Origin of the sequence: Serratia sp. LACPHL-BACT-2024-00286, assembly GCF_043109535.1 — a bacterium.
Classification (GTDB): domain Bacteria; phylum Pseudomonadota; class Gammaproteobacteria; order Enterobacterales; family Enterobacteriaceae; genus Serratia; species Serratia sarumanii.
Genome location: NZ_JBICNA010000002.1, coordinates 186,055 through 207,675, shown reverse-complemented (window position 1 = coordinate 207,675; position 21,621 = coordinate 186,055). Strand labels below are relative to the sequence as shown.

Genomic DNA, 21,621 nt, shown 5'->3' with positions numbered 1-21,621 from the left:
CGTTACGCACTGCGAAATACCCCTCGATACCGAATGGAAAAGCTATGAATTACCAAAACGACGATTTACGCATTAATGATATTAAGGAACTCCTGCCGCCGGTGGCTTTGCTGGAGAAATTCCCGGCCACTGAACGCGCAGCAAAGACGGTGTCCCAGGCCCGCAGCGCAATTCACAATATCCTCCGCGGCAGCGACGATCGCCTGCTGGTGGTGATTGGCCCTTGCTCTATCCACGATACGAAAGCCGCCAAAGAGTACGCGGGGCGCCTGCTGGCGCTGCGTGAAGAACTGAAGGGCGAGCTGGAAGTGGTCATGCGCGTATACTTCGAAAAACCGCGCACCACCGTGGGCTGGAAAGGCCTGATCAACGATCCGCAGATGGACAACAGCTTCAACATCAACGACGGTCTGCGCCTGGCGCGCAAGCTGCTGGTGGAGATCAACGACAGCGGCCTGCCGGCCGCCGGCGAATTCCTCGACATGATCACGCCGCAGTACCTGGCGGATTTGATGAGCTGGGGCGCCATCGGCGCGCGCACCACGGAATCGCAGGTGCACCGCGAGCTGGCCTCCGGCCTTTCCTGCCCGGTGGGCTTCAAGAACGGCACCGACGGCACCATCAAGGTGGCGATCGACGCCATCAACGCCGCCGGCGCGCCGCACTGCTTCCTGTCGGTGACCAAATGGGGCCACTCGGCGATCGTTAACACCAGCGGCAACGGCGACTGCCACATTATCCTGCGCGGCGGCAAAGAGCCGAACTACAGCGCGGCGCACGTGAAGGACGTCAAAGCCGGCCTGAGCAAAGCCGGGCTGCCGGCGCAGGTGATGATCGACTTCAGCCATGCCAACAGCAGCAAACAGTTCAAAAAGCAGATGGACGTGAGCGCTGACGTTTGCGGGCAAATTGGCGGCGGTGAAAAAGCGATCATCGGCGTGATGATCGAAAGCCACCTGGTGGAAGGCAACCAGAACCTCGAAAGCGGCGAACCGCTGGTTTACGGCAAGAGCGTGACCGACGGCTGCATCGGCTGGCAGGATACCGAAACCGTGCTGCGCGATCTGGCGGCGGCGGTGAAAGCGCGCCGCGGATAATAGCTAAAATGACAAGGGCCTGGCAGCCAGGCCCTTGTTTTATCCTTGTCATTGCACCTCTATATATCCCACTCATTTAAGGCTTACACTTAATAGGCCAATGAAATCATTAAGCGGCCACCTTCGCATTATTCCTATTTAATAAAAGAATAATTGTCACTGCTCATGGCATTGTGCTTATATAAGACGCTTTTTTTATTCCACAAACCCCGCATGACAAATAAGCGGGGAGTGGTATGACCTATTCCTTTCAGGACGAAAGAATTATGACAAGCAATACCTCGCAGCCGCTGGGGCTGCACCGGATTAAATTCCATGGGAAAGGTGGCGAGTACTTCGCGATTTGGTTGGTCAACGCATTATTGACCATCGTGACGCTGGGCATCTATTCCGCCTGGGCGACGGTGCGCCGCCGCCGCTATTTTTACGGCAACACGGAATTGGACGGCGATCGTTTCGATTACCATGCGCAACCGCTGCAAATTCTGAAAGGGCGGCTGTTGGTGATCGGCGGCCTCATCGTATTTTATATCCTGTTGGCGGTAACGCCACTGCTGGGGCTGCTGGCTTTGCTGGTGTTGCTTGCTCTGCTGCCGTGGATCGTTATCCGCAGCTGGCGCTACAATGCGATTATGTCGAGCTATCGCGGCGTGCGTTTTAATTATGTATGCCGCACCGGGCGCGCTTATTGGGCGTTACTGTTCTGCCCGCTATTGCTGATTATCGGGCTTTATGTCGCCTTAATCATTTTGCTCAGCATTGGCAGCGGTTTTGAAAGCATCAACGCCATCGGACTGATGTTGGTGTTGACGCTGCTGTTGGCCGTACCGGCATTCGCCGCCGTCAACGGTATTATTAGCGCGCTGCAGCACGATCTGTACGTTAATAACCTGTTTTTCGGGAATACGCCGTTTATTGCCGAGCTGAAAAAGTCGGCCTTTATCAAATTTGCCTTGATCGGCCTGCTCATTTTCCTGCCGTTTATGTTGGCGGCGCTGGTGTGTATGGGGTCGTTCATTCTGTCGCTGTACCAAATGGTATTGATGGGCATGCTGACGGATGAAACCGCCGATTTGCTGGTGTTGGAAAATATTGGCAGTCTGCTGCTGATGATGGTGGTGCTGCTGATTGGCGCCTTGATCGCCGGCAGCTATCAGGTCGTCGCCCAACGCAACTATCTGTTTAACCAGGCGACGCTGAACGGCAACGTTAAACTGCGCTCTTCCATGCAAACGCTGCCGTATATGGGGCTGTTGATCACCAATACCCTGATCACCCTGTTCTCGCTCGGTTTCGCCGTGCCGGTGGCGGAAGTGCGCCACGCCCGTTATCTGGCGGAGTGCACGGCGGTTGAAGGCGATCTGGCGTTGCTGGACATCGCGGCGCATCAGGAAACCGCCAACAGCGCGGTGGCCGAAGAAGCGGTGCAGGCGCTGGATCTGGGCGGCAGCTTCTGAGGCGCCGATGATCCTCGAGGGCGCCTATCAGTTGCCGGGGCGGGCCGCGCGTGAGGCGGCTCGCCTGCTGGTGAACGAAAGCGGCGAGGGCGTGACGCTGCAGCGGCAGGATGAGCAACGTTACATCCCCTTGGCGGACATCACCGTCTCTGCGGCGCTGGGCAATATTCCGCTGACGCTGACCTTTAAGGACGGCGCGCGCTTTGTGCCGGATGACGATGCGGCCTTCCGCCGCTGGTTCTATCAGCGCCGTTCGCCGGGCTGGGTGCATCGCCTGGAACGCCACAAACGCGGCGTCGCCGTGGCGCTGCTGATGACGCTGCTGGCGGTCGTGGCCTACGTTAACGTCGTGCTGCCGTGGGCGAGCAGCGAGATCGCCATGCGTATCCCCACCTCGGTGGAACAGACGCTGGGCGAACACACGCAGACGTTTTTGAGCCAAAGCGGCTTTGAACCCTCCGCATTGCCGGCCGAGCGGCAGCAGGCGTTGCAGCAGCTGTTCCGGCAGGTGATGCCGGCCGAGATGCGCCAGGAGCGCACGCCGCTGTCGTTGAAGCTGATGGCGGCGCCCGGTGCGCCGAACGCCTTTATGTTGCCGGACGGCACGCTGGTGCTCAGCGATGGGCTGGTCGCCTTGTCGAAAAACGACGATGGGCTGGCGGCGGTGATGCTGCATGAGATGGGGCATCACGCTTATCGCCATCCGATGCGCATGCTGGTGCGTTCGTCGCTGGTGGCCTTGACGCTGATGTGGATGACGGGTGACGTCAGCGGCATCGGCGACACGCTGCTGCAGTCCGCGTCCTTCGTGAATGAGATGCAGTTTTCTCGCGGCATGGAGCGCGAGGCGGATGCGTTTGCGATAGCGGAAATGCAGCGCCAGGGGCGTTCGCTGGCGCAAATGGCGGCGATCTACCGCGCGTTGGCGCAGGCGCCTGAACGCGAAAAGGCCGATGACTGGGCGTTGCCGGCCTGGCTCAGTACCCATCCGGCGATGCAGGAACGGCTGGACGCGGTGAACGAGGCGATGGCGCAGCAGTAATAAAAAAGCCCCCGGTTTTCACCGGGGGCTTTTTCGTTAACGGGCGAAATTACTTCGCTTTACCCTGGTTTGCCACGGCGGCCGCTTTTGCAGCGATCTCGTCGGCGTTACCCAGGTAGTAACGTTTGATTGGCTTGAAGTTCTCGTCGAACTCATACACCAACGGCACGCCGGTTGGGATGTTCAGCTCGAGGATTTCGTCTTCGCTCAGGTTATCCAGGTATTTCACCAGCGCGCGCAGCGAGTTGCCGTGCGCCGCAACGATCACGCGCTCGCCGCTCTTGATGCGTGGCAGGATCTCTTCGTCCCAGTAAGGAATAACGCGATCGATGGTCAGCGCCAGGCTTTCGGTCAGCGGCAGCTCTTGCTCGGTCAGCGAAGCGTAGCGCGGATCGTGGCCTGGGTAACGTTCGTCTTCTTTGGTCAGCTCAGGTGGGGTCACCGCGAAGCCGCGACGCCATTGTTTCACCTGCTCGTCGCCGTATTTTTCGGCGGTTTCCGCTTTGTTCAGACCCTGCAGCGCGCCGTAGTGACGTTCGTTCAGCTTCCAGGATTTTTCGGTCGGCAACCAGGCCTGATCCAGCTCGTCGAGGATGTTCCACAGGGTGTGGATCGCGCGCTTCAGTACGGAGGTGTAAGCGAAGTCGAAAGTGAAACCTTCCTCTTTCAACAGCTTGCCTGCTGCTTTCGCTTCGGTGCGGCCCTTGTCGGACAGATCAACATCGTACCAACCGGTGAAGCGGTTTTCTTGGTTCCACTGGCTTTCGCCGTGACGCACCAGAACCAGCTTAGTTACAGCCATAGCTTAACTCCTTAATAATCTGACATTTCAATGATAACGAAAATCATTATATTGCCGCGGGCCGGGGCTCGGCAATCGATAGTGTCTAACCATAGCCAATTTCTTGCCGCAAAGTAAGGGCTGGCGAAAGGAAAAAGCTGAATCGTTCAGGCTGGCGCTGCGAGGGGGGAAACGGCGCGCCAAAATCGCTTCGGGCGCGCCGTGGCGTGGGGGAAATCAGGCCGATTTTTTCAGGCAGTTGCTCATGAAGGTTTTACGCGCGTCGCCCTTCAGATCCTTGGTCTTGGCGTCGGCGTTGCAGTTCTTCATTTTCTGCTGCTGCGGCGTCAGGGTTTTGCCCGTCGCGGCGGAGCCTTCGGATTTCAGACAGGTGCTCATGAAGGTGGAACGATCGGCGCCTTTCAGCGATTTGGTGGATGCCTGCTGGTTGCAATCGGTCATGCGTTTCTGTTGAGCCGCCTGCGCCGGCGAAGGCGTTTTCGTCGCCGTCGTCGCGTCGGCCGCCATCAGATTGGTGCTCAGCATTAAGCCCGCCAGCAATGGAAGTGCAGTAATCAGACGCATAGGTGTTCCTTCAGCTATTGATTGGCCGCCATCGGCCGAAAAAGGTGACGTTGCACAAGGCGTTGTGCTTATCACGGTAGCCTGAGTGTAGTGCGCGCTTTGGAATAAGGGAAGGCGGGCGCCGGTGGGGGGATAGCGTTAAAAGGTAAGCATTTATAACAAATTGCCCCCGGCCGCACGGCGAGGGGCGTGGCGGGTCAGATAGGATAAAACTGATAATGCGTGGCGCTGCGATAGCGGCTCCCCGGCTGCAGCCAGCAGTCCGGCTGCGGCCACTCGGGATGGTGCGGGCTGTCCGGCAAGAACTCGCTCTCCAGCGCCACGCCGGCATGGTCGGCGTAGCTGCCGCCATCGCGCGCCGGCGTGCCGGCCAGGTAATTGCCGCTGTAGAGTTGCAGCGCCGGCGCGTCGGTGAACACGCTCATTTGCACTTGCCCGTCTGCGGACCACAAATGAGCCGCCGGGCTCTCCAGCGCCCCGCAGGTACGATGCAGCAGGAATGCGTGATCGTAGCCTTTTACCCGCTGCTGGTCGCTGTCGCGCAGGAAATCCTGCAGCAGCGTTTTCGGCTGGCGAAAATCCATGCCACTGCCGTCCACCGGCGTCAGATCGGCGCAGGGAATGCCCTCGGCGTCGACGGGCAGATAGCGATCGGCGAACAGCTGCAGCCGCTGGGCGCGGGCGTCGGTGCCGGCGCCGTCCAGATTGAAATAGGCGTGGTTGGTCAGGTTGACCGGGCAGGGTCGATCGACCTGCGCCAGATAGCTGATTTCCAGGCGATTGTCATGAGTCAGGCGGTAACAAACCTGCACGTCGAGATTGCCGGGAAAGCCCTGATCGCCCTCCGCCGAGTGCAGCACATAGCAGACCTGCTGCGCATCATGCTGTACCCGGCGCCAGCGGCGGGCATGAAAACCGTCGGGGCCGCCGTGCAGCTGGTGGGCGCCCTGATTGGCGGCCAGCGCATGGGGTTTCCCGTCGATGAGCAGACTGGCGTTGGCGATGCGGTTGGCGTAACGGCCGACGGTGGCGCCCAGATAGGCGCCCTGACGCGGGTAGTCCGCCGGGCTGCGGCAGCCGAGCAGCAACTCGCGTCTTTCGCCGGATTTGAGCGGCAAGACGGCGGACAGCCAGGTGGCGCCCCAGTCCATCAGCGTCACCGTCATGCCGCCGGCGTTTTGCAGCTGCGTCAGCTGATAAGGTTGCCCATCGGGGGCAACTGCCGTGGTTGCGGTCAGCATAGGCCGGCGCCTTGCGAAGCCTGGCAGACATAGAAGGTTTCCTGTAATCCGCCGGTTTGCCGCGGATACTCGTGCGCTACGGCGGCACGCACCGTCTCCACGAGATCCTGCGGCATCAGCGCGACGACACAGCCGCCAAAGCCGCCGCCGGTCATGCGCACGCCGCCGCGCGGGCCGATCGCCGCTTTGACGATCTCGACCAGCTTATCGATCGGCGGCACGGTGATTTCAAAGTCGTCGCGCATCGAGGCATGCGACTCCGCCATTAGCTGACCCATGCGCTGCAGATCGCCGGCCGCCAGCGCGTCGGCCGCCGCCAGCGTGCGGGCATTCTCGCTGATGACATGGCGCGCGCGTTTGGCCACCAGCGGATCCAACTGATGTTGACGCGCTTCGAACTGTTCCAGGCTGACGTCGCGCAGCGCCTTGACGCCGAAGAACCGCGCGGCTTCCTCGCACTGTTTGCGGCGGGTATTGTACTCGCTGTCCACCAGCCCGCGTTGCACATTGGAGTTGATTATCACTACCGCGACGTTGTCCGGCATCGGCACCGCCCGGGCCTCCAGCGATCGGCAGTCGATCAGCAGCGCGCTGTCGCGCCGGCCGAGCGCGGAGATCAGCTGGTCCATGATGCCGCAGTTGCAGCCGACGAACTGGTTCTCCGCTTCTTGGCCGTTCAGCGCCAGCGCTACGCCGTCCAGCGGCAGCTGATAGAGCGCCTGCAGCGCCTGGCCCACCGCCACTTCCAGCGCGGCGGAGGAGCTGAGCCCCGCGCCCTGCGGCACATTGCCGGCGATCACCAGATCCGCGCCGCCGAAGTCGGCGTTGCGGCGCTGAAGGTGCTTCACCACGCCGCGCACATAGTCCGACCAGCGCTGATCGGGGTGGCTGACGATCGGATCGTCGAGCGAGAATTGATCCTGCTGATGCTGATAATCGGCGGCCAGCACGCGGATCTGGCGGTCGTCGCGCTTGGCGCAGGCGATGACGGTTTGGTAATCGATAGCGCAGGGCAGCACGAAGCCGTCGTTGTAATCGGTATGTTCGCCGATCAGGTTCACCCGCCCCGGCGCCTGGATGGTCAACGCCGGCGCGTAGCCAAAGTGTTCGGTAAACAGAGAATGGGTAAGCGGTTTCAGGCTCATGCTTGGGCTCCGGCTTCACGGTAATGAATATCGCTGACGGCGCGCAGACGCTCTGCGGCCTGTTCGGCGGTCAGATCGCGCTGGGCTTCCGCCAGCATCTCGTAACCGACCATAAATTTGCGCACGCTGGCTGAACGCAGCAGCGGCGGATAGAAATGGGCGTGCAGCTGCCAGTGTCGGTTGTCGGCGCCGTTGAACGGTGCGCCGTGCCATCCCATCGAATAGGGGAAGGAGCACTGGAACAGGTTGTCGTAGCGGCTGGTCAGCTTCTTCAGCGCCAGCGCCAGATCCTGGCTTTGCGCCGCGCTGAGATCGGTAATGCGCTGCACCGCCGCTTTCGGCAGCAGCAGCGTTTCAAACGGCCAGGCGGCCCAGTAGGGCACCACCGCCAGCCAGTGTTCGGTGTTCACCACGATGCGTTCGCCGGCGGCCAGCTCGCGCTGCGCATAGTCCAGCAGCAGCGGGGAGGCGTGTTCCCGAAAATACGCGTGCTGCAGGCGATCTTCGCGTTCGGCCTCGTTCGGCAGAAAACTGTTGGCCCAGACCTGCCCGTGCGGGTGCGGGTTGGAGCAGCCCATCGCCGCGCCTTTGTTTTCGAACAGCTGTACCCAGGGGTAGTGCTTGCCCAGCTCATCGGTTTGCGCCTGCCAGGCGGCGATCACCTGCTCCAGCGCCGGCAGCGTCAATTCGGGCAGGGTCTTGCTGTGATCGGGAGAGAAGCAGATCACCCGGCTGACGCCGCGCGCGCTCTGGCTGCGCATCAGCGGATCCTGGCTGTCGGGCGCCGGCGGTGTATCGCTCAGCAGCGCGGCGAAATCATTGGTGAAGACGTAGGTGCCGCGATAATCCGGATTGCGATCGCCGGTGATGCGCGCGTTGCCCGGGCACAGGAAACAGTCGGGATCGTGCGCCGGCAATGTTTCCGTCGGGACGGCCTCCTGCTGGCCCTGCCAGGGGCGCTTGGCGCGGTGCGGTGAGACCAGCACCCACTGGCCGCTCAACGGGTTATAGCGGCGGTGCGGATGATCGATAGGGTTAAATTCTGTCATACGGTTCCTTTCTTGGCGTCGACGAGGGTGTAATCGCTTCCAATTACCGTCTTAATACGCCCGTTGCTGAACAGGGAGAGGTCATTGCGCAAAAAGATAGCACGCCCGCGGCGTTAAAAAGGTGATCTAACGCGAAAAATGGAATCGTTTACACTGTGATAAAAAGCGCCTGATGGGCGGAGAAAAGCCGGTGGCAACGTGATTGAGGGCATTGCGATGCGCTACCGATGATAGCGTTTTCACCCGACCTGCCGGCAGAGAAGGGCTCTCTGCCGGCGTCAGCCGTTAAGGATGCTGATACAGCGGGTAGGTAAAGAACAGCAGATGGGTCAGATTAAGCCCGAAATGGAACAGAATCGGCACCCACAGGCGGCCGCTCCACATCCACGCCAGGCCGTAGATCGCCCCGGCCAGCGTCGCGAAGATCACCATCAGCATGCCGCCGGCCAAATGCGCGGCGCCGAACACCAGAGAAGCGACGATCAGCGCCGGCCAGGCGCCCAGCCACTGGCTGAGGCGCTGCTGCAGGTAGCCGCGAAACAGCGCTTCTTCGGCCATACAGACGAAGAACAGGTTCGCCATCACGAAAGGCAGGATCCAGGCGGGCGCATGCAGCTCGATTTTTAAGCCGCCCAGCGCCACGGCCAGCAGCAACAGCGCCGGCACGGCTAGCAGCAGCGCAATCCAGCCCGCTTTGCCGACGTTGCCGCCGCGTTCAGCGGAAAACAGCGTGGGCAAGCAGGCGAACAGCAGGAAGGGCACCATCGCCTTGTCGAAGTTGTAATACATGGTGAACGGCGCGCTGAGCGGGCCGGCTTTTTCACCGTCGATCATCAGCTGATTGTGGATGCCCGGCACCAGGTGCAAGAACAGCGCCACGCAGCCGGCGACCACCAACCCTTCGAACGCGATCGCCAGACTACGCCGCTCGCGAAAATGGTGACGTAGCCCCGCCAGCGCCACGATGGCCAACAGGCAACCCAGGCTGAGCGGCGTCAATACCCCATGATAAAGCCCCATGCCCGCCGAGGCGGCCAGGATAACCCAGGCTATCAGCCGGTTAAACGGTAAGAAAAATAACGAAGCAGCCAGTACGCCCCACATGATATGTCCCTTTAAAATATGTACACGGCGCTCAGCGCCTTTGCGGCGTGCGATGATGGCGAAATTGAGCGCTAGAGCGGATAGTAGCACACCAAGATGACGCTAAAGGTCGGGGCAGTGACGCATCCGTGCAGGGTGCCGGCCCACACGACCGGCGGTATTGAGGTCAGCCTTGCATCCAGGCCTGCGAACGGGCGATTTCCGCCAGGTTTTGCAGGGTGTCCAGGCTCTGCTGGTGGAGCTCCTGCGTGGGGGCTGCGCACAGATCGTGCAGCACGGTCACCTGGAAGCCGGCGTCGTGCGCCTGACGCGCGGTGCTCTCGATGGCGAGCGGCGTGCTGACGCCCGCCAGCAGCAGATGATGGCACCGATGTTGCCGCAGCCAGGCTAACAAATTGTTACCGGAGAAGGCGCTCACCGCCGTTTTATCAAACTGCAGATCGGTCTCCTCCTGATGCAGATCGGGCGCCCAGCGGCAGCCCGGGCCGTTTAGCCGCAGCGCGCCTATCTGTTTCAAATGGTTGAACAGCGGCGAGTGGAGCGGGATGTCATGATAATCGTCGGCAAATCCCGTCCGCACCCAAATCACCGGGATTTTTCGCACCCGGGCGTAGGCCGCGGCGGCATTGACGTTGGCGAGCAGGTGGCTTGCCGTCACCTGTTCGCGGCAGTGGTTGGCGCGCCCTTTGGGCCCGATCAGATCCTCGATAAGGTCGATGATAATCAACGCAGCGGACATGGCGTCTCCAGAAAATGGCCTTCTTTCTTTCTATGATAAAAGGCCAAATGTGATGTGCTGCGGTGAAGTGTTGCCGGATATGTTTACGCCGCGCTTCAGGCGGAAGCCGCCTCCAGCCGTTGCTGTTGGTAGCCGTAGCCGCCCTCGCCGTCGGGCACGAAGCTGAGGCGGTGTGTGATGCACTGCGGCGCGTCTTCGGCATGGTGCGAGACGAACAGCAGCTGGGTGGCGCCCTGGCCGATCAGCACGTCGATGAAGCGGCGCACCAGCTGGCGATTGAGCGGATCCAACCCTTGCAGCGGCTCGTCGAGGATCAGCAGCGCCGGGTGTTTCACCAGCGCGCGGGCGATCAGCGCCAGCCGCTGTTGGCCCCAGGAAAGGCTGTGGAACGGGGCGTCGCCGCGCGCGCCGTCGAGCCCGAGCAGCGCCAGCCATTGCTCGGTCAGCTGCCGCTGACGATCCGAAACCGCCTGATAAATGCCGATCGAATCGAAGAACCCCGACAGCACCACGTTGCGCACGCTGGTGTTGACGCGATAATCCAGATGCAGGCTGCTGCTGACGTAGCCGATATGGCGCTTGATCTCCCAAATGGTTTCCCCGCTGCCGCGGCGGCGGCCGAACAGCGTCAGATCGTTGCTGTAGCCCTGCGGGTGATCGCCGGTGATCAAGCTGAGCAGCGTGGATTTGCCGGCGCCGTTCGGGCCGACGATCTGCCAATGTTCACCGGGGTTAACCTGCCAGTCGAGATGATTGAGGATCGGCCGGTCGTTATAGCTGACTACGCCGTCGCGCAGGACGATCAGCGGCCGATCCGCCGGCAGCGCCACCTTTTGCGTTGGATCCTCCTCCTCCGGCAGCGCCAGCCCGCTGAGGTTTTCGCTGTGCGCCAGCTGCGCCACCAGCGCGTCCGCCATCACCTGGCGGCGCGGCCCGCGGTTGGTCAGGGTACAGTCCGCCAGCACGCCCACCTGCCGGACAAAATCCGGGATGTCGTCGAACCGGTTGAGCACCAGCACCACGGTCTGGCCCTGGGCGGAAAGCTCGCTCAGCAGCGTGGCGAGCTGCGCGCGCGAGTGCACGTCCAGTCCGTCGAAGGGTTCGTCGAGGATCAGCAGGTCAGGCTCGGGCATCAGCGCCCGGCACAGCAGGGTTTTGCGCGTTTCGCCGGTGGAGAGGTATTTGAAGCGGCGCGTCAGCAGGGCGGTGATGCCGAACTGCGCGGCCAGCCGCTCACAGCGCGCGGCGTCTTGCACCTCTTCCTGAATGATTTCCGCCGCGGTGCGGCCGGTGTCGTCCTCGTCCGCGCTGAGCAGATCGGTGTTGTTGCGTTGCCACTCGTCGCTGACCATTTTTTGCAGCTGTTCGAAGGAGATGCGCACCGCGTGCTGAAAGTCGCTGCGGCGCTCACCGCTCAGCAGAACCAGTTCGTCGGCCAGCGCGCGCGCCAGGGCGGATTTTCCGCTGCCGTTGGCGCCGACGAAGGCCCAGCTGTCGCCGGCCTGGATTTCCAGCGCGTCCAGCGTCAGAGTGCGGGTATCGCTTAAGCGGAATGAACCTTGCGAAATGTGCAACGACGACATCACCTGTTCCTTTTTTTGCAATTATTTGCCTTAGGAATAGGCGCATTGCAGGGTGATGTCAATCAACAAAAACGCAACGTCATGTTGCGCTTAACACAACGTGGCGACAATCACGCGATCGGCGTTGAACAGGGCGTGTACGGCGGTGCCGACGCTCAGCTGCAGGCGCTGCAGCTCCGCCGTCGTCAGGGTGGCGCACAGGGTTTCGCCGCCCGCCAGCGTCACCAGCACCTCGCTGTGTTCGGCGCCCGGCTGAATGCCGGCCACCACGCCCGCCAGCGCGTTATCCGCGCCGGCATGCTCCGCGGTATCGACGCTTAACCGCACCCAGGGCGCCTTGATCAGCGCCAGCACCTCTTTGCCCGGCGTCAGCTGCAGCCGGTCGGCGCTTTGCTGGGTGACGGCCGCCGTCAGGCGAGTGGTGCCGTCATTCAACAAAATCGCCAGGTGCTGCTGCACTTGCTGATGATCGCGTTCGATGACGGTACCGAAGAACTGATTGCGCGCGCTGGTTTGCAGCGAGAAGCGCGAGATGGCCGCCAGCAGGCTGTCGAGCGGCAGATCGTCCTGCTGCAACACGTCGAAAGCTTTTTGCTGCACCTGGCCCAGCAGGTCATACAGCTGGATCAACCGCTGGCCATAGTGCGTCAGCTGTGCGCCGCCGCCGCCTTTACCGCCGGTGGCGCGTTCCACCACCGTTTGTTCCGCCAACTGGTTCATCTCATTGATGGCGTCCCAGGCGCTTTTGTAGCTGATGCCCGCCAGTTTGGCGCCCTGGCTGATGGAGCCGGTGTGCTGCACCTGTTTCAGCAGCGCGATGCGGCGCGGATCGGCGAACAGCTTTTGCTGGAGTTTGAGAGTCAGAAGAATTTCGGCCTGCATAGCGCATCCTGTCGGCGGCAAAAATCTTATTGTCGCCGATTTGGCGGCAAAGCGCCAAGCGCAGTGCGCTGGAGGGCGGGGCAATAAAGACTGGCATTGCTTTGTTGTTATAATATAACATAACAGAAAAACGATAAGGCTTTACGCTGGCTGCGGCCGGTTTTTATTTCACCACAGGGATGCTCCACATGAGTACGACACGCCGGCGTCTTGGCACGCCCAGAAAATCGTTATGCCTTGCCGCCGCCTGGGTCGGCGGCGCACTGACGGCGCCGTTGGCTTTCGCCGCCGACTGCGATAAAGCCCGCAATGCCACGGGATGCGAAGAACAGCTCACCGTGGAGGCGGCGGCCCCCGCCGGGCGCTACGATGCGTTGAACGCCGTGAGCCGCAGCGCTTCGCAGCTTGGGCTGACCGCTCGGGAGACGCCGCGCAGCGTCGATATCATCAGCGCAAGAGCGATCCAACAGCGGGGCGATCGCTCGCTGGCCGCCGCCGTCGAGCACGCCACTGGCCTGTCCGGCGTTGCTTCGCCGACGCTGTCCAACAACTTTTCCGCGCGTGGTTTCCGGCCGATCGCTTGGCTGTATAACGGCGTGGAGATGCCCGGCAGCACGCTGCAGCTGGGCGATCCGGCGCATTACGACAGCATCGAGATACTGCGCGGGCCGGGATCGGCCTTGAACGGCCTGAGCGCCGCGGGCGGCAGCGTCAACCTGATCTCGCGGCGGCCGACCTTCAGCCGCCAGCCGCTTGAGCTCGATTATGGCTTCGGCAGCTACCGCAGCCAGCGTCTGCATCTGGGGGCCGGCGGCGCGCTGGTGGACGATGCGGTGGCGTACCGGTTGGATGTCAGCGGCAACGACAGCGGCAGCAACGTGCAGTACGAACGCGATCGGCAGAAGCGGGTTTCCGGCTCGCTGCTGTTTAAGCTGACGGACGATGCGCTGTTGACGCTGAGCCTGGACCGCATGCTCAACCGCACCAACAACCCTTACTACGGCACGCCGCTGCTGGACGGGCGCATTGCCGGCGAGCTGCGCGACATCAATTACAACAACCTGACCGACAGCCGCATCCAGAGCAACGCCACCGCATTTCAGGCTAGTCTGGACTGGTTTATGACGCCCGAAGTGGAGTGGCATAACCAATTCTATTACTACAGCGGCTTTCGCGAGTGGCGCAACGTCGAACGCTTTCGCGTCGCGGCGGCGGCCAGGCCCGGCGACGTCAACCGCGACTCCTTCGGCGCCCTGGCGCACGACGACGATCTGATCGGCAACCGCAGTTCGCTGGTGTTCGATCGCGCCATCGCCGGTTTCGATAACCGGTTGCTGGTCGGCCTCGATCTGAGCAAGCGGCATTTTCAGTACTACTCCAACGGCTTCCCCGGATCCGAAGACGTGCCGCTTGGCGCGCCGCCCCGAGAGCCGTTCGCCCAGGGAACCGACCGCCAACGCGCGCCGGTGCGCCACGTTACCCAGAACCAGTATGCCGCCTTTCTTGAAGATCGCTTCAGCCTGACCGAGCGTTTGGCGCTGCTGGGCCAGCTGCGCTACAACCATATGAACATGGACTGGCGCTTCCAGGGGCCGCAGGAAGAGAGCCGCGCGCATACCTACGTTTTCAGCACCTGGAGCCTGGGCCCCAGCTATGCATTGACCGATAACCTCACGCTCTACGCCAACTACACCACCGGCCAGGAGCCGGGCAACGATCTGTTCTTCCTCAGCCCAACGCAGACCGATCTGCCGCTGACGCGAGCGCGCCAGTGGGAGGCCGGCGCCAAAGGGCAGTTCTGGGGTAACAAGGGCGAGGCGACGCTGGCGCTGTACGAACTGCGCAAGGACAACCTGTTTGTGCCCGACGCGCAGCGGCCGGATGCGTTGAACGCGGTAGGCAGGCAGACGTCGCGCGGCATCGAGCTTGGCGTGGTGCTGCGTCCCGACGAGCGCTGGGAGCTGGCCGGCAACGCCGCCTACACGCATGCCCGCTACGACGACTATCGCGGCGGTAGCCCGCTGCGCAGCTACAACGGCAATCGCCCGGCCTATATTCCGGACTGGACTGCCAACCTCAGCGTGCATTATCAGGCGACGGAGCGCCTGGGGCTGGCTTCTTCGCTGCGCTACGTCGGCAGCAGTTACAACGACGACGCCAACCGGCGCAAGATGCGCGCGTATACCACGCTCGATCTGGCGGCGGACTATCAGCTGACGCCGATCGTCGATGTCGGTTTTCGCATTCGCAACGCCACCAACCAGCTGTACGCCTACCAGCGCACTTACCCGGATCAGGCGCTGATCGCGCCGCCGCGCAGTTATGAAACCTTTGTGTCGGTCAGGTTCTGACGGCGTGAAACGCCGGCTTGCTCTGCTGTTGTGCGCCCTGGGATTGGGCGGCGGCGCGCCGCTGCGCGCCGATGCCGTCAGCCTGCAAAATTGCGGGGTAACGCACGATTACCCGCAGCCGCCGCAGCGGGTGCTGGTTTACGCCAACCCGGCGCTGGAAAACCTGCTGGCGCTGGGGCTGGCCGCCCGCGCGATCGGCGTGGTCGGGTATGACCGCGCGCGCGATCCCGCGCCGACGGCCGATGCGCTGCAGGCGCCCACCAGCCCGGCGCCGCCCACGGCGGAAGCGTTGTTGCTGATGCGGCCGGATTTTGTCTATTCGGCCAGCTATTACTGGCTGCACAGCCCGGAAACGCCCGATCGGGCGCGGCTGGCGGAATGGGGCATCGGCACTTATCTCTCACCCGACGCCTGCAGCGGCCAGCAAAGCGCGATCGCCGCCGCGCTGACGTTTGAAGACATTTTCACCGAGCTGCGGGAGCTGGCGCGCATTTTCAACGTCAGCCGCGCCGGTGAAGCGCTGGTCGAACGGCTGCGCGGGCAGCTGAGGGCGCTCGAACCACAGCGTGCTCAGCTGCCGCATTTACGTCTGCTGTGGTGGTATGCCGGCGCGCAGACGCCCTACGTGGCCGGCTGCTGCGGCGCGCCAGGTTTGCTGAGCCGCAGCGTCGGCAGCGAGAACCTGTTCGGCGACCGGCCCGAGCTGTGGCCGACGGTGTCCTGGGAAATCATCGCCGCCCGCGATCCGGATGCGATCGTGCTTGGCGATCTGCCGCGTGGCGGCCTCGGCGACAGCGCGGCCGACAAGATCGCCTTTCTGGAGCATCACCCGCTGACCGCGACGCTGCGCGCCGTGCGTCAGCGGCGCTACGTGATCCTCCCCGGTTACGACATGGACCCTTCCGCCCGCACCGTGGCGGCGTTGGGCCGTTTGATTCGGGGCCTGGCGGCCTTGCCGCCGCAGGCGCCGACTTTTTCCAACAAGGAACCTTGATATGACTGCCGTTTCATTCTCTTCGCTGCTGGACTCCTGGGATCGCCAGCAGGCGGCCTACATCGCCGAGCGGGAAGCGCGTTTTAACGCCCAGCTGGACGTGCTGGCGCTGGCCGCCGGTCAGGATTTTCACGTGGTGGATCTGGCTTGCGGCCCGGGCTCGCTGAGCCTGCGCATTTTGCAGCGCTTTCCGCAGGCCAGGGTGACCGCCATCGATCTCGATCCGCTGCTGCTGGCGGTGGCGCGCGGCGCGCTGGCGGCCTACGGCGATCGGATCCGCATTCTGCAGGCCGATCTGGCGGATCCGGCCTGTTTTTCCGCGCTGTCCGGCCCCGCGCCGCAGGCGGCGGTGTCCAGCACGGCGCTGCACTGGCTGATGCCCGAGCAGCAGCTGGCGCTGTACCGCAACGTCGCCGGGCTGCTGGCCGACGGCGGCGTGTTCCTGAACGCCGATCATCAGCGCTATGACCAGCGCCAGCCGCGGCTGAAAGCGCTGGCGGAGCGGCACGACGAGCAGACCCAACAGCGCGCCTGGGACAGCGGCGTTGAGGATTGGGATCGCTGGTTCGCCGGCGCGCTGCAATCGCCGGCGCTGGCCGCTTATCAAGCCGAGCGTGAAGCGCTGTTCGCCGGCCGCCCGGTGCCGCCGCCGACGCCGGTGGATTTCCAGCTCGCGGCGCTTAGACAAGCCGGTTTCAGCGAGGCGGGGACGGTGTGGCAGCTGTTGGACGACTATGTGATCGCAGGCTGGAAATAGCATGATCCGGCGGTTACTGCCCGGCCGTGAGGCCGGCTGGCTGCTGTTGCTGGCGGCGGCGCTGCCGCTGGCCCTGCTGGGCGCCACCCTGTCGGGGCCCGCGCCGATCGCGTGGCACGACGCCTGGCGCATCGTGCTTGGCGTCAGCGGCAGCGCGGCGACCGATGCCGAGGTGTATCAGCGCATCATCTGGTCGCTGCGGATGCCGCGCGCGCTGTTGGCGGCGCTGGCCGGCGCCGGGCTGGCGTTGGCGGGCACCGTGCTGCAGTCGCTGACCCGCAACCCGCTGGCCGATCCCTGGGTGCTGGGCATCTCCTCCGGCGCCGGCGTGGGAGCGGTAACGGTGCTGGTATTGGGACTGGGGGGCGGCCTGTTGTCGGTGTCCGGCGGTGCGTTTATCGGCGCGTTGGGAGCGTTTGCGTTGGTGATGCTGCTGGCCGGGCGTTCGCTGCAGGGGGAGTCCACGCTGTTTATCCTGGCCGGGGTGGCGGTGACGCAGCTGCTCTCCGCGCTGACTTCGCTGATCACCCTCTGGCAGGCGGACGCCAACGCCACGCGCGGCGTGATGTTCTGGCTGCTGGGCTCGTTCAGCGACGCGCGCTGGCCGCAGGTCGGGCTGTGCGGGCTGGCGCTGGCGGCGGCGCTGCTGCTGTGTTGGCTGCGGGCGGGTGAGTTGGACGCGCTGGCGTTTGGCGGCGTGACCGCCGCTTCGCTGGGGGTGGCGGTGGCTCCGCTGAAGCTGCTGCTGTATGTGGTGACCACCGCGCTGACGGCGGCGATCGTCGCGTTCAGCGGCGCGGTGGGATTTATCGGGCTGACGGTGCCGCACGTCGCCCGGCGGCTGGTCGGCTCGCGGCATCGGCTGCTGTTGCCGGCCAGCGCGCTGTGCGGTGCGCTGTTCGCCGTGGCGGCGGACACCCTGGCCAGAACGCTGTTTGCCCCGCGCGAGCTGCCGGTCGGCGTGCTGACGGCGCTGCTGGGGGTGCCGGTATTCCTGCTGTTGCTGTATCGGAAGGTCAATGCATGACGATTGAAAAAGCGCGATCCGGCCTGTGCGCCGAGGCGGTGAGCTGGCGAGCGGGCGAACGCACGGTGCTGGAAAATCTGGATTTCTGCGCCTTGCCCGGTGAGATTACCGGCGTGCTCGGCGTCAACGGCAGCGGTAAATCCACGTTGCTCAAGCTGCTGGCCGGGTTGCAGCCCGCCGCCGGGGGCCGCGTTTGGCTGGCAGGGCGCCAAATTACCGCGTTTTCCGGGCGGGAGCGCGCCAGGCGCATCGCTTTTCTTGAGCAATCCGCCCCCGGCGCCTTCGCGCTGCCGGTGAAGGAGGCGGTGCTGCTGGGGCGCCTGGCCCATATCGGCCGCTGGCGCGGTTTCGGCCCCGAGGATCGCCGCCTCGCCGGGCAGGCGATGGAGCAAGTGGGCATCAGCCACCTGGCCGATCGCGATTGGCAGCGGCTGTCCGGCGGCGAGCGGCAGCGGGTGCACCTGGCGCGCGCGCTGGCGCAGCAAACGCCGTGGATGCTGCTGGATGAGCCCGCCAACCATCTGGATATCGCCCATCAGCAGCAGTTTATGGCCTTGCTGCGGCGGCTGAAACTCAGCGTGGTGGTGACGCTGCACGATCTGAATCTGGCGGCCTGTTATTGCGATCGGGTGGCGCTGCTGCAGCAGGGCGGGATCTGTGCGGCGGGCACGCCGCGGCAGGCGCTGACGCCGGAGCACATTCGCGCGGTGTACGGGGTGGAAGCCCGGCTGGCGGCGCCCGCCGGCTATGCGCCGCCGCTGATCTATTACCCCGCCCCGGTATGAGCCCGGTGGAAAGGGCACGTTTGGCCGATCACAATTTCGCCCCGCTGGCTAAAATAACTCCGGTTTTAGCGATTTTTTTGGGTTAGAATAACCCGATATGCGGTGAAAGGCATTTGCCGCTCAATGGGCAGTTAAGCGAGGCTATCATGTTGGAATTATTGAAAAGTCTGTTGTTCGCCGTGGTGATGGTGCCGGTGGTCATGGCGCTGATCCTCGGCCTGATTTACGGTTTTGGCGAAGTGTTCAACGTCTTCTCCAAAGTGGGCCGTTCGAAAGAAAACCGCACCCAGCACTGACCGTTCCCCATCTCGATACCCGCCGGCATCGCCCGGCGGGCATTCCTCAAGTTATCTCACGCTTTGCCGATAAACCGCATGACAAGCTTTCGCGCAACGTTATATTATTTTTTATATAACGAAGAGTGATAATGCACGTTAACTTGCGGAGAAAAACAATGAAACAGCAATGGACCAAATGGGTTGGCGGGATCGTGTTGGCATCGGGCCTGGTGGCACAGGCTTCGGCGGCGGAAAAGATCACCGTGTTCGCCGCCGCGTCGCTGACCAACGCGCTGCAGGACATCGCTACCCAGTATCAAAAAGGCAAGGACGTGCAGGTGGTTTCCTCCTTCGCGTCGTCCTCGACGCTGGCGCGCCAAATTGAGCAGGGCGCCCCGGCCGATCTGTTCATCTCCGCCGATCAACAGTGGATGGATTACGCCATCGACAAACAGCAGATGGTGAAAGACACCCGCTACACGCTGCTGGGCAACGAACTGGTGCTGATCGCCGCCAAGAGCGATAAGCAAGACAAGATCGCCATCGACAAGCAGACCGACTGGGCCAAGCTGCTCAACGGCGGCCGTCTGGCGGTGGGCGATCCGGATCACGTGCCGGCCGGCATCTACGCCAAAGAGGCGCTGGAACACCTGGGCGCCTGGAGCGCGCTGGAGCCGAAACTGGCGCGCGCCAACAACGTGCGCAGCGCGATGGCGCTGGTGGAGCGCGGTGAAGCACCGCTCGGCATCGTCTACGGCTCCGACGCGGTCGCCAGCGACAAGGTGAAAGTGGTGGGTGTATTCCCGGAAGACAGCCACAAACCGGTTGAATATCCGATGGCGATGGTGAAAGATCGTCAAAATCCGACGGTCAGCGCTTTCTATACCTATCTGAAGGGCCCGGAAGCGGCCGCTATTTTCGAACATTATGGATTCACCCCGCGTAAATGATTCTGAGTGAGTACGAGTGGCAGGCGGTTGAGCTGAGCCTGAAAGTCTCCGGTTTGGCGGTGGTCTGCAGCCTGCCGTTCGGCATTCTGATGGCCTGGGTGCTGGTGCGTTGCCGCTTTCCCGGCAAGGCGCTGCTGGACGGCGTCATTCACCTGCCGCTGGTGCTGCCGCCGGTGGTGGTCGGCTATTTGCTGCTGATCGCCATGGGGCGGCGCGGCGTCATCGGCGAGTGGCTGTACGACTGGTTCGGCTTCAGCTTCAGCTTTAGCTGGCGCGGCGCCGCGCTGGCATCGGCGGTGGTGGCGTTTCCATTGATGGTGCGCGCCATCCGGCTGGCGCTGGAGGCGGTGGATACCCGGCTGGAGCAGGCGGCGCGCACGCTGGGCGCCAACCCGTGGCGGGTGTTTTTCACCGTCACGCTGCCGCTGTCGCTGCCCGGCGTCATTGTCGGCGTGGTGCTGGCCTTCGCCCGCTCGCTGGGGGAGTTCGGCGCCACCATCACCTTCGTCTCCAACATTCCCGGTGAAACCCGCACCATTCCGCTGGCGATGTATACGCTGATCGAAACGCCGGGGGCGGAAGCCGCCGCCGCGCGGCTGTGTGCGATCGCCATCGTGCTGTCGCTGGCTTCGCTGATGGTGTCCGAATGGCTGGCCCGCTGGGGCCGCAAACGGATGGGGGTGTAAATGCTGGAGCTGGATTTCTCGCAGCAGCTGGGCGACCTTAATCTCAACGTCCGCGCCGATTTGCCGGCGCAGGGCATCACCGCGATTTTCGGCCTGTCCGGCGCGGGCAAAACCTCCCTGATCAACGCCATCGGCGGCCTGACCCGTTTGCAGCAGGGGCGCATCGCGCTCAATGGCCGCACGCTGGTGGATACCGCCGCGGGCCTTTGCCTGCCGCCGGAAAAGCGCCGTATCGGCTACGTGTTTCAGGATGCGCGGCTGTTCCCGCACTATCGGGTGCGCGGCAACCTGCAATACGGCATGGCGGCCGGCATGCGCGCGCAGTTCAACACCATCGTCGAGCTGCTGGGCATCGGGCCGCTGCTCAATCGGCTGCCGCTGACGCTCTCCGGCGGTGAAAAACAGCGGGTGGCGATCGGCCGCGCGCTGCTGACCGCGCCGGAACTGCTGCTGATGGACGAGCCGCTGGCCTCGCTCGATCTGCCGCGCAAACGCGAGCTACTGCCGTATCTGGAGCGGCTGGCGCAGGACGTCAACATCCCCATCCTCTACGTCAGCCATAGCCTGGACGAGATCCTGCGCCTGGCCGAGCAGGTGATGGTGTTGGATCGCGGCGAGGTGCGCGCGTTCGGCGGGCTGGAAGCCGTTTGGGCCAGCAGCGCGCTGCGGCCGTGGCTGCAGCGTGAAGATCAGAGCAGCGTGCTGCGCGTCAGCGTGATTGAGCATCATCAACGTTATGCCATGACAGCGCTGGCGCTCGGCGATCAAAGGCTGTGGGTCAGCGGCATCGACGCCGAACTGGGCACCCAGCTGCGCATTCGCATCAACGCCGCCGATGTCTCGCTGGTGCTGCAACCGCCGGTCAACAGCAGCATTCGCAACGTGTTGCCGGCCAAGGTAAGCGAGTGTCTGGAGGTGGACGGGCAGGTGGAAGTGAAGCTGGCGGTCGGGGAACACGTGCTGTGGGCGCGGATCACGCCCTGGGCGCGCGATGAACTGGCGATCCGCCCTGGGCAGTGGCTGTACGCGCAGGTGAAGAGCGTGTCTATCAGCCGCGAGAGCCGCTAAGACAGACCCTCCCGGCGGGA

Annotated in this window: 21 protein-coding genes; 12 read left to right on the top strand and 9 right to left on the bottom strand. The window is 63.3% G+C overall.

Annotated features, from left to right (window positions below; translation table 11 throughout):
* Nucleotides 1-44: 44 nt before the first annotated feature.
* From aroG to ACF8MC_RS07535, 3 genes are all read left to right on the top strand, one after another.
* Complete coding sequence (gene aroG / locus ACF8MC_RS07545) at nt 45-1,097, top strand: 3-deoxy-7-phosphoheptulonate synthase AroG (protein WP_033647150.1); 1,053 nt, start codon at nt 45-47, stop codon at nt 1,095-1,097.
* A 266-nt stretch (nt 1,098-1,363) separates the two neighbouring features.
* On the top strand, nt 1,364-2,554 hold the full coding sequence (locus ACF8MC_RS07540) for a YjgN family protein (protein ID WP_033647495.1): 1,191 nt from the start codon (nt 1,364-1,366) through the stop codon (nt 2,552-2,554).
* A gap of 7 nt (nt 2,555-2,561) precedes the next feature.
* Complete coding sequence (locus ACF8MC_RS07535) at nt 2,562-3,596, top strand: M48 family metallopeptidase (RefSeq protein WP_060425483.1); 1,035 nt, start codon at nt 2,562-2,564, stop codon at nt 3,594-3,596.
* Between the two features lie 49 nt (nt 3,597-3,645).
* Here the strand turns inward: ACF8MC_RS07535 and gpmA are convergent, their stop codons facing one another.
* From gpmA to modE, 9 genes are all read right to left on the bottom strand, one after another.
* Nucleotides 3,646-4,398, bottom strand: coding sequence for a 2,3-diphosphoglycerate-dependent phosphoglycerate mutase (gene gpmA, locus ACF8MC_RS07530; protein WP_033647147.1), 753 nt, complete (start codon nt 4,396-4,398; stop codon nt 3,646-3,648).
* A gap of 216 nt (nt 4,399-4,614) precedes the next feature.
* The gene (locus tag ACF8MC_RS07525) at nt 4,615-4,962 is read right to left on the bottom strand and encodes a PsiF family protein (protein ID WP_033637480.1); all 348 of its coding nucleotides are present in this window, start codon (nt 4,960-4,962) and stop codon (nt 4,615-4,617) included.
* A 197-nt stretch (nt 4,963-5,159) separates the two neighbouring features.
* On the bottom strand, nt 5,160-6,203 hold the full coding sequence (gene galM, locus ACF8MC_RS07520) for a galactose-1-epimerase (protein WP_164104678.1): 1,044 nt from the start codon (nt 6,201-6,203) through the stop codon (nt 5,160-5,162).
* Nucleotides 6,197-7,348 carry a galactokinase gene (galK, locus tag ACF8MC_RS07515; protein ID WP_049235013.1) on the bottom strand — a complete coding sequence of 384 codons (1,152 nt, stop codon included), beginning with the start codon at nt 7,346-7,348 and terminating at the stop codon, nt 6,197-6,199. Before galK ends, galM begins: the two co-directional genes overlap by 7 nt.
* Nucleotides 7,345-8,397 (bottom strand): galactose-1-phosphate uridylyltransferase, encoded by a 1,053-nt coding sequence (gene galT / locus ACF8MC_RS07510; RefSeq protein WP_041033923.1) that lies wholly within the window; start codon nt 8,395-8,397, stop codon nt 7,345-7,347. The genes galK and galT overlap by 4 nt, the downstream gene beginning before the upstream one ends.
* A 285-nt stretch (nt 8,398-8,682) precedes the next feature.
* Nucleotides 8,683-9,501: a CPBP family intramembrane glutamic endopeptidase gene (locus ACF8MC_RS07505; protein ID WP_049235012.1), complete on the bottom strand. Its 819-nt coding sequence runs from the start codon at nt 9,499-9,501 to the stop codon at nt 8,683-8,685.
* 166 nt (nt 9,502-9,667) lie between these two features.
* Nucleotides 9,668-10,240, bottom strand: coding sequence for a cysteine hydrolase family protein (locus ACF8MC_RS07500; protein WP_060429668.1), 573 nt, complete (start codon nt 10,238-10,240; stop codon nt 9,668-9,670).
* Between the two features lie 95 nt (nt 10,241-10,335).
* A complete protein-coding gene (modF, locus tag ACF8MC_RS07495) occupies nt 10,336-11,823 on the bottom strand; it encodes a molybdate ABC transporter ATP-binding protein ModF (protein ID WP_060421718.1) in 1,488 nt (495 codons plus the stop codon).
* A 90-nt stretch (nt 11,824-11,913) separates the two neighbouring features.
* Entirely contained in the window at nt 11,914-12,705 is a 792-nt protein-coding gene (modE, locus tag ACF8MC_RS07490; RefSeq protein ID WP_041033928.1) for a molybdenum-dependent transcriptional regulator, read from the bottom strand.
* Between the two features lie 188 nt (nt 12,706-12,893).
* Between modE and ACF8MC_RS07485 the strand changes: the two genes are divergently transcribed.
* The 9 genes from ACF8MC_RS07485 (at nt 12,894) to modC (ending at nt 21,601) form a co-directional block, all read left to right on the top strand.
* Entirely contained in the window at nt 12,894-15,056 is a 2,163-nt protein-coding gene (locus tag ACF8MC_RS07485; protein ID WP_164104679.1) for a TonB-dependent siderophore receptor, read from the top strand.
* A 4-nt stretch (nt 15,057-15,060) separates the two neighbouring features.
* Entirely contained in the window at nt 15,061-16,050 is a 990-nt protein-coding gene (locus ACF8MC_RS07480) for an ABC transporter substrate-binding protein (protein WP_226907351.1), read from the top strand.
* 1 nt (nt 16,051) lies between these two features.
* A complete protein-coding gene (locus ACF8MC_RS07475; protein ID WP_033653521.1) occupies nt 16,052-16,807 on the top strand; it encodes a trans-aconitate 2-methyltransferase in 756 nt (251 codons plus the stop codon).
* Between the two features lies 1 nt (nt 16,808).
* Nucleotides 16,809-17,834: an iron ABC transporter permease gene (locus tag ACF8MC_RS07470; protein WP_103829750.1), complete on the top strand. Its 1,026-nt coding sequence runs from the start codon at nt 16,809-16,811 to the stop codon at nt 17,832-17,834.
* Nucleotides 17,831-18,619: an ABC transporter ATP-binding protein gene (locus tag ACF8MC_RS07465; RefSeq protein ID WP_164104680.1), complete on the top strand. Its 789-nt coding sequence runs from the start codon at nt 17,831-17,833 to the stop codon at nt 18,617-18,619. The genes ACF8MC_RS07470 and ACF8MC_RS07465 overlap by 4 nt, the downstream gene beginning before the upstream one ends.
* Nucleotides 18,620-18,765: 146 nt before the next feature.
* Nucleotides 18,766-18,915, top strand: a complete 150-nt coding sequence (locus ACF8MC_RS07460) for an AcrZ family multidrug efflux pump-associated protein (RefSeq protein WP_004939813.1) — start codon at nt 18,766-18,768, stop codon at nt 18,913-18,915.
* A gap of 158 nt (nt 18,916-19,073) precedes the next feature.
* Entirely contained in the window at nt 19,074-19,847 is a 774-nt protein-coding gene (modA, locus tag ACF8MC_RS07455; protein ID WP_033647133.1) for a molybdate ABC transporter substrate-binding protein, read from the top strand.
* A complete protein-coding gene (modB, locus tag ACF8MC_RS07450; RefSeq protein WP_033653514.1) occupies nt 19,844-20,533 on the top strand; it encodes a molybdate ABC transporter permease subunit in 690 nt (229 codons plus the stop codon). Before modA ends, modB begins: the two co-directional genes overlap by 4 nt.
* Complete coding sequence (gene modC, locus ACF8MC_RS07445) at nt 20,534-21,601, top strand: molybdenum ABC transporter ATP-binding protein ModC (protein WP_033653512.1); 1,068 nt, start codon at nt 20,534-20,536, stop codon at nt 21,599-21,601.
* Nucleotides 21,602-21,621 lie beyond the last annotated feature (20 nt).

Excerpts from the sequence above, each read along its gene's own strand:
- aroG (WP_033647150.1), top strand. The coding sequence starts at position 45 with ATGAATTACCAAAACGACGATTTACGCATTAATGATATTAAGGAACTC.
- ACF8MC_RS07540 (WP_033647495.1), top strand. The coding sequence starts at position 1,364 with ATGACAAGCAATACCTCGCAGCCGCTGGGGCTGCACCGGATTAAATTC.
- ACF8MC_RS07535 (WP_060425483.1), top strand. The coding sequence starts at position 2,562 with ATGATCCTCGAGGGCGCCTATCAGTTGCCGGGGCGGGCCGCGCGTGAG.
- gpmA (WP_033647147.1), bottom strand. The coding sequence starts at position 4,398 with ATGGCTGTAACTAAGCTGGTTCTGGTGCGTCACGGCGAAAGCCAGTGG.
- ACF8MC_RS07525 (WP_033637480.1), bottom strand. The coding sequence starts at position 4,962 with ATGCGTCTGATTACTGCACTTCCATTGCTGGCGGGCTTAATGCTGAGC.
- galM (WP_164104678.1), bottom strand. The coding sequence starts at position 6,203 with ATGCTGACCGCAACCACGGCAGTTGCCCCCGATGGGCAACCTTATCAG.
- galK (WP_049235013.1), bottom strand. The coding sequence starts at position 7,348 with ATGAGCCTGAAACCGCTTACCCATTCTCTGTTTACCGAACACTTTGGC.
- galT (WP_041033923.1), bottom strand. The coding sequence starts at position 8,397 with ATGACAGAATTTAACCCTATCGATCATCCGCACCGCCGCTATAACCCG.
- ACF8MC_RS07505 (WP_049235012.1), bottom strand. The coding sequence starts at position 9,501 with ATGTGGGGCGTACTGGCTGCTTCGTTATTTTTCTTACCGTTTAACCGG.
- ACF8MC_RS07500 (WP_060429668.1), bottom strand. The coding sequence starts at position 10,240 with ATGTCCGCTGCGTTGATTATCATCGACCTTATCGAGGATCTGATCGGG.
- modF (WP_060421718.1), bottom strand. The coding sequence starts at position 11,823 with ATGTCGTCGTTGCACATTTCGCAAGGTTCATTCCGCTTAAGCGATACC.
- modE (WP_041033928.1), bottom strand. The coding sequence starts at position 12,705 with ATGCAGGCCGAAATTCTTCTGACTCTCAAACTCCAGCAAAAGCTGTTC.
- ACF8MC_RS07485 (WP_164104679.1), top strand. The coding sequence starts at position 12,894 with ATGAGTACGACACGCCGGCGTCTTGGCACGCCCAGAAAATCGTTATGC.
- ACF8MC_RS07475 (WP_033653521.1), top strand. The coding sequence starts at position 16,052 with ATGACTGCCGTTTCATTCTCTTCGCTGCTGGACTCCTGGGATCGCCAG.
- ACF8MC_RS07470 (WP_103829750.1), top strand. The coding sequence starts at position 16,809 with ATGATCCGGCGGTTACTGCCCGGCCGTGAGGCCGGCTGGCTGCTGTTG.
- ACF8MC_RS07465 (WP_164104680.1), top strand. The coding sequence starts at position 17,831 with ATGACGATTGAAAAAGCGCGATCCGGCCTGTGCGCCGAGGCGGTGAGC.
- ACF8MC_RS07460 (WP_004939813.1), top strand. The coding sequence starts at position 18,766 with ATGTTGGAATTATTGAAAAGTCTGTTGTTCGCCGTGGTGATGGTGCCG.
- modA (WP_033647133.1), top strand. The coding sequence starts at position 19,074 with ATGAAACAGCAATGGACCAAATGGGTTGGCGGGATCGTGTTGGCATCG.
- modB (WP_033653514.1), top strand. The coding sequence starts at position 19,844 with ATGATTCTGAGTGAGTACGAGTGGCAGGCGGTTGAGCTGAGCCTGAAA.
- modC (WP_033653512.1), top strand. The coding sequence starts at position 20,534 with ATGCTGGAGCTGGATTTCTCGCAGCAGCTGGGCGACCTTAATCTCAAC.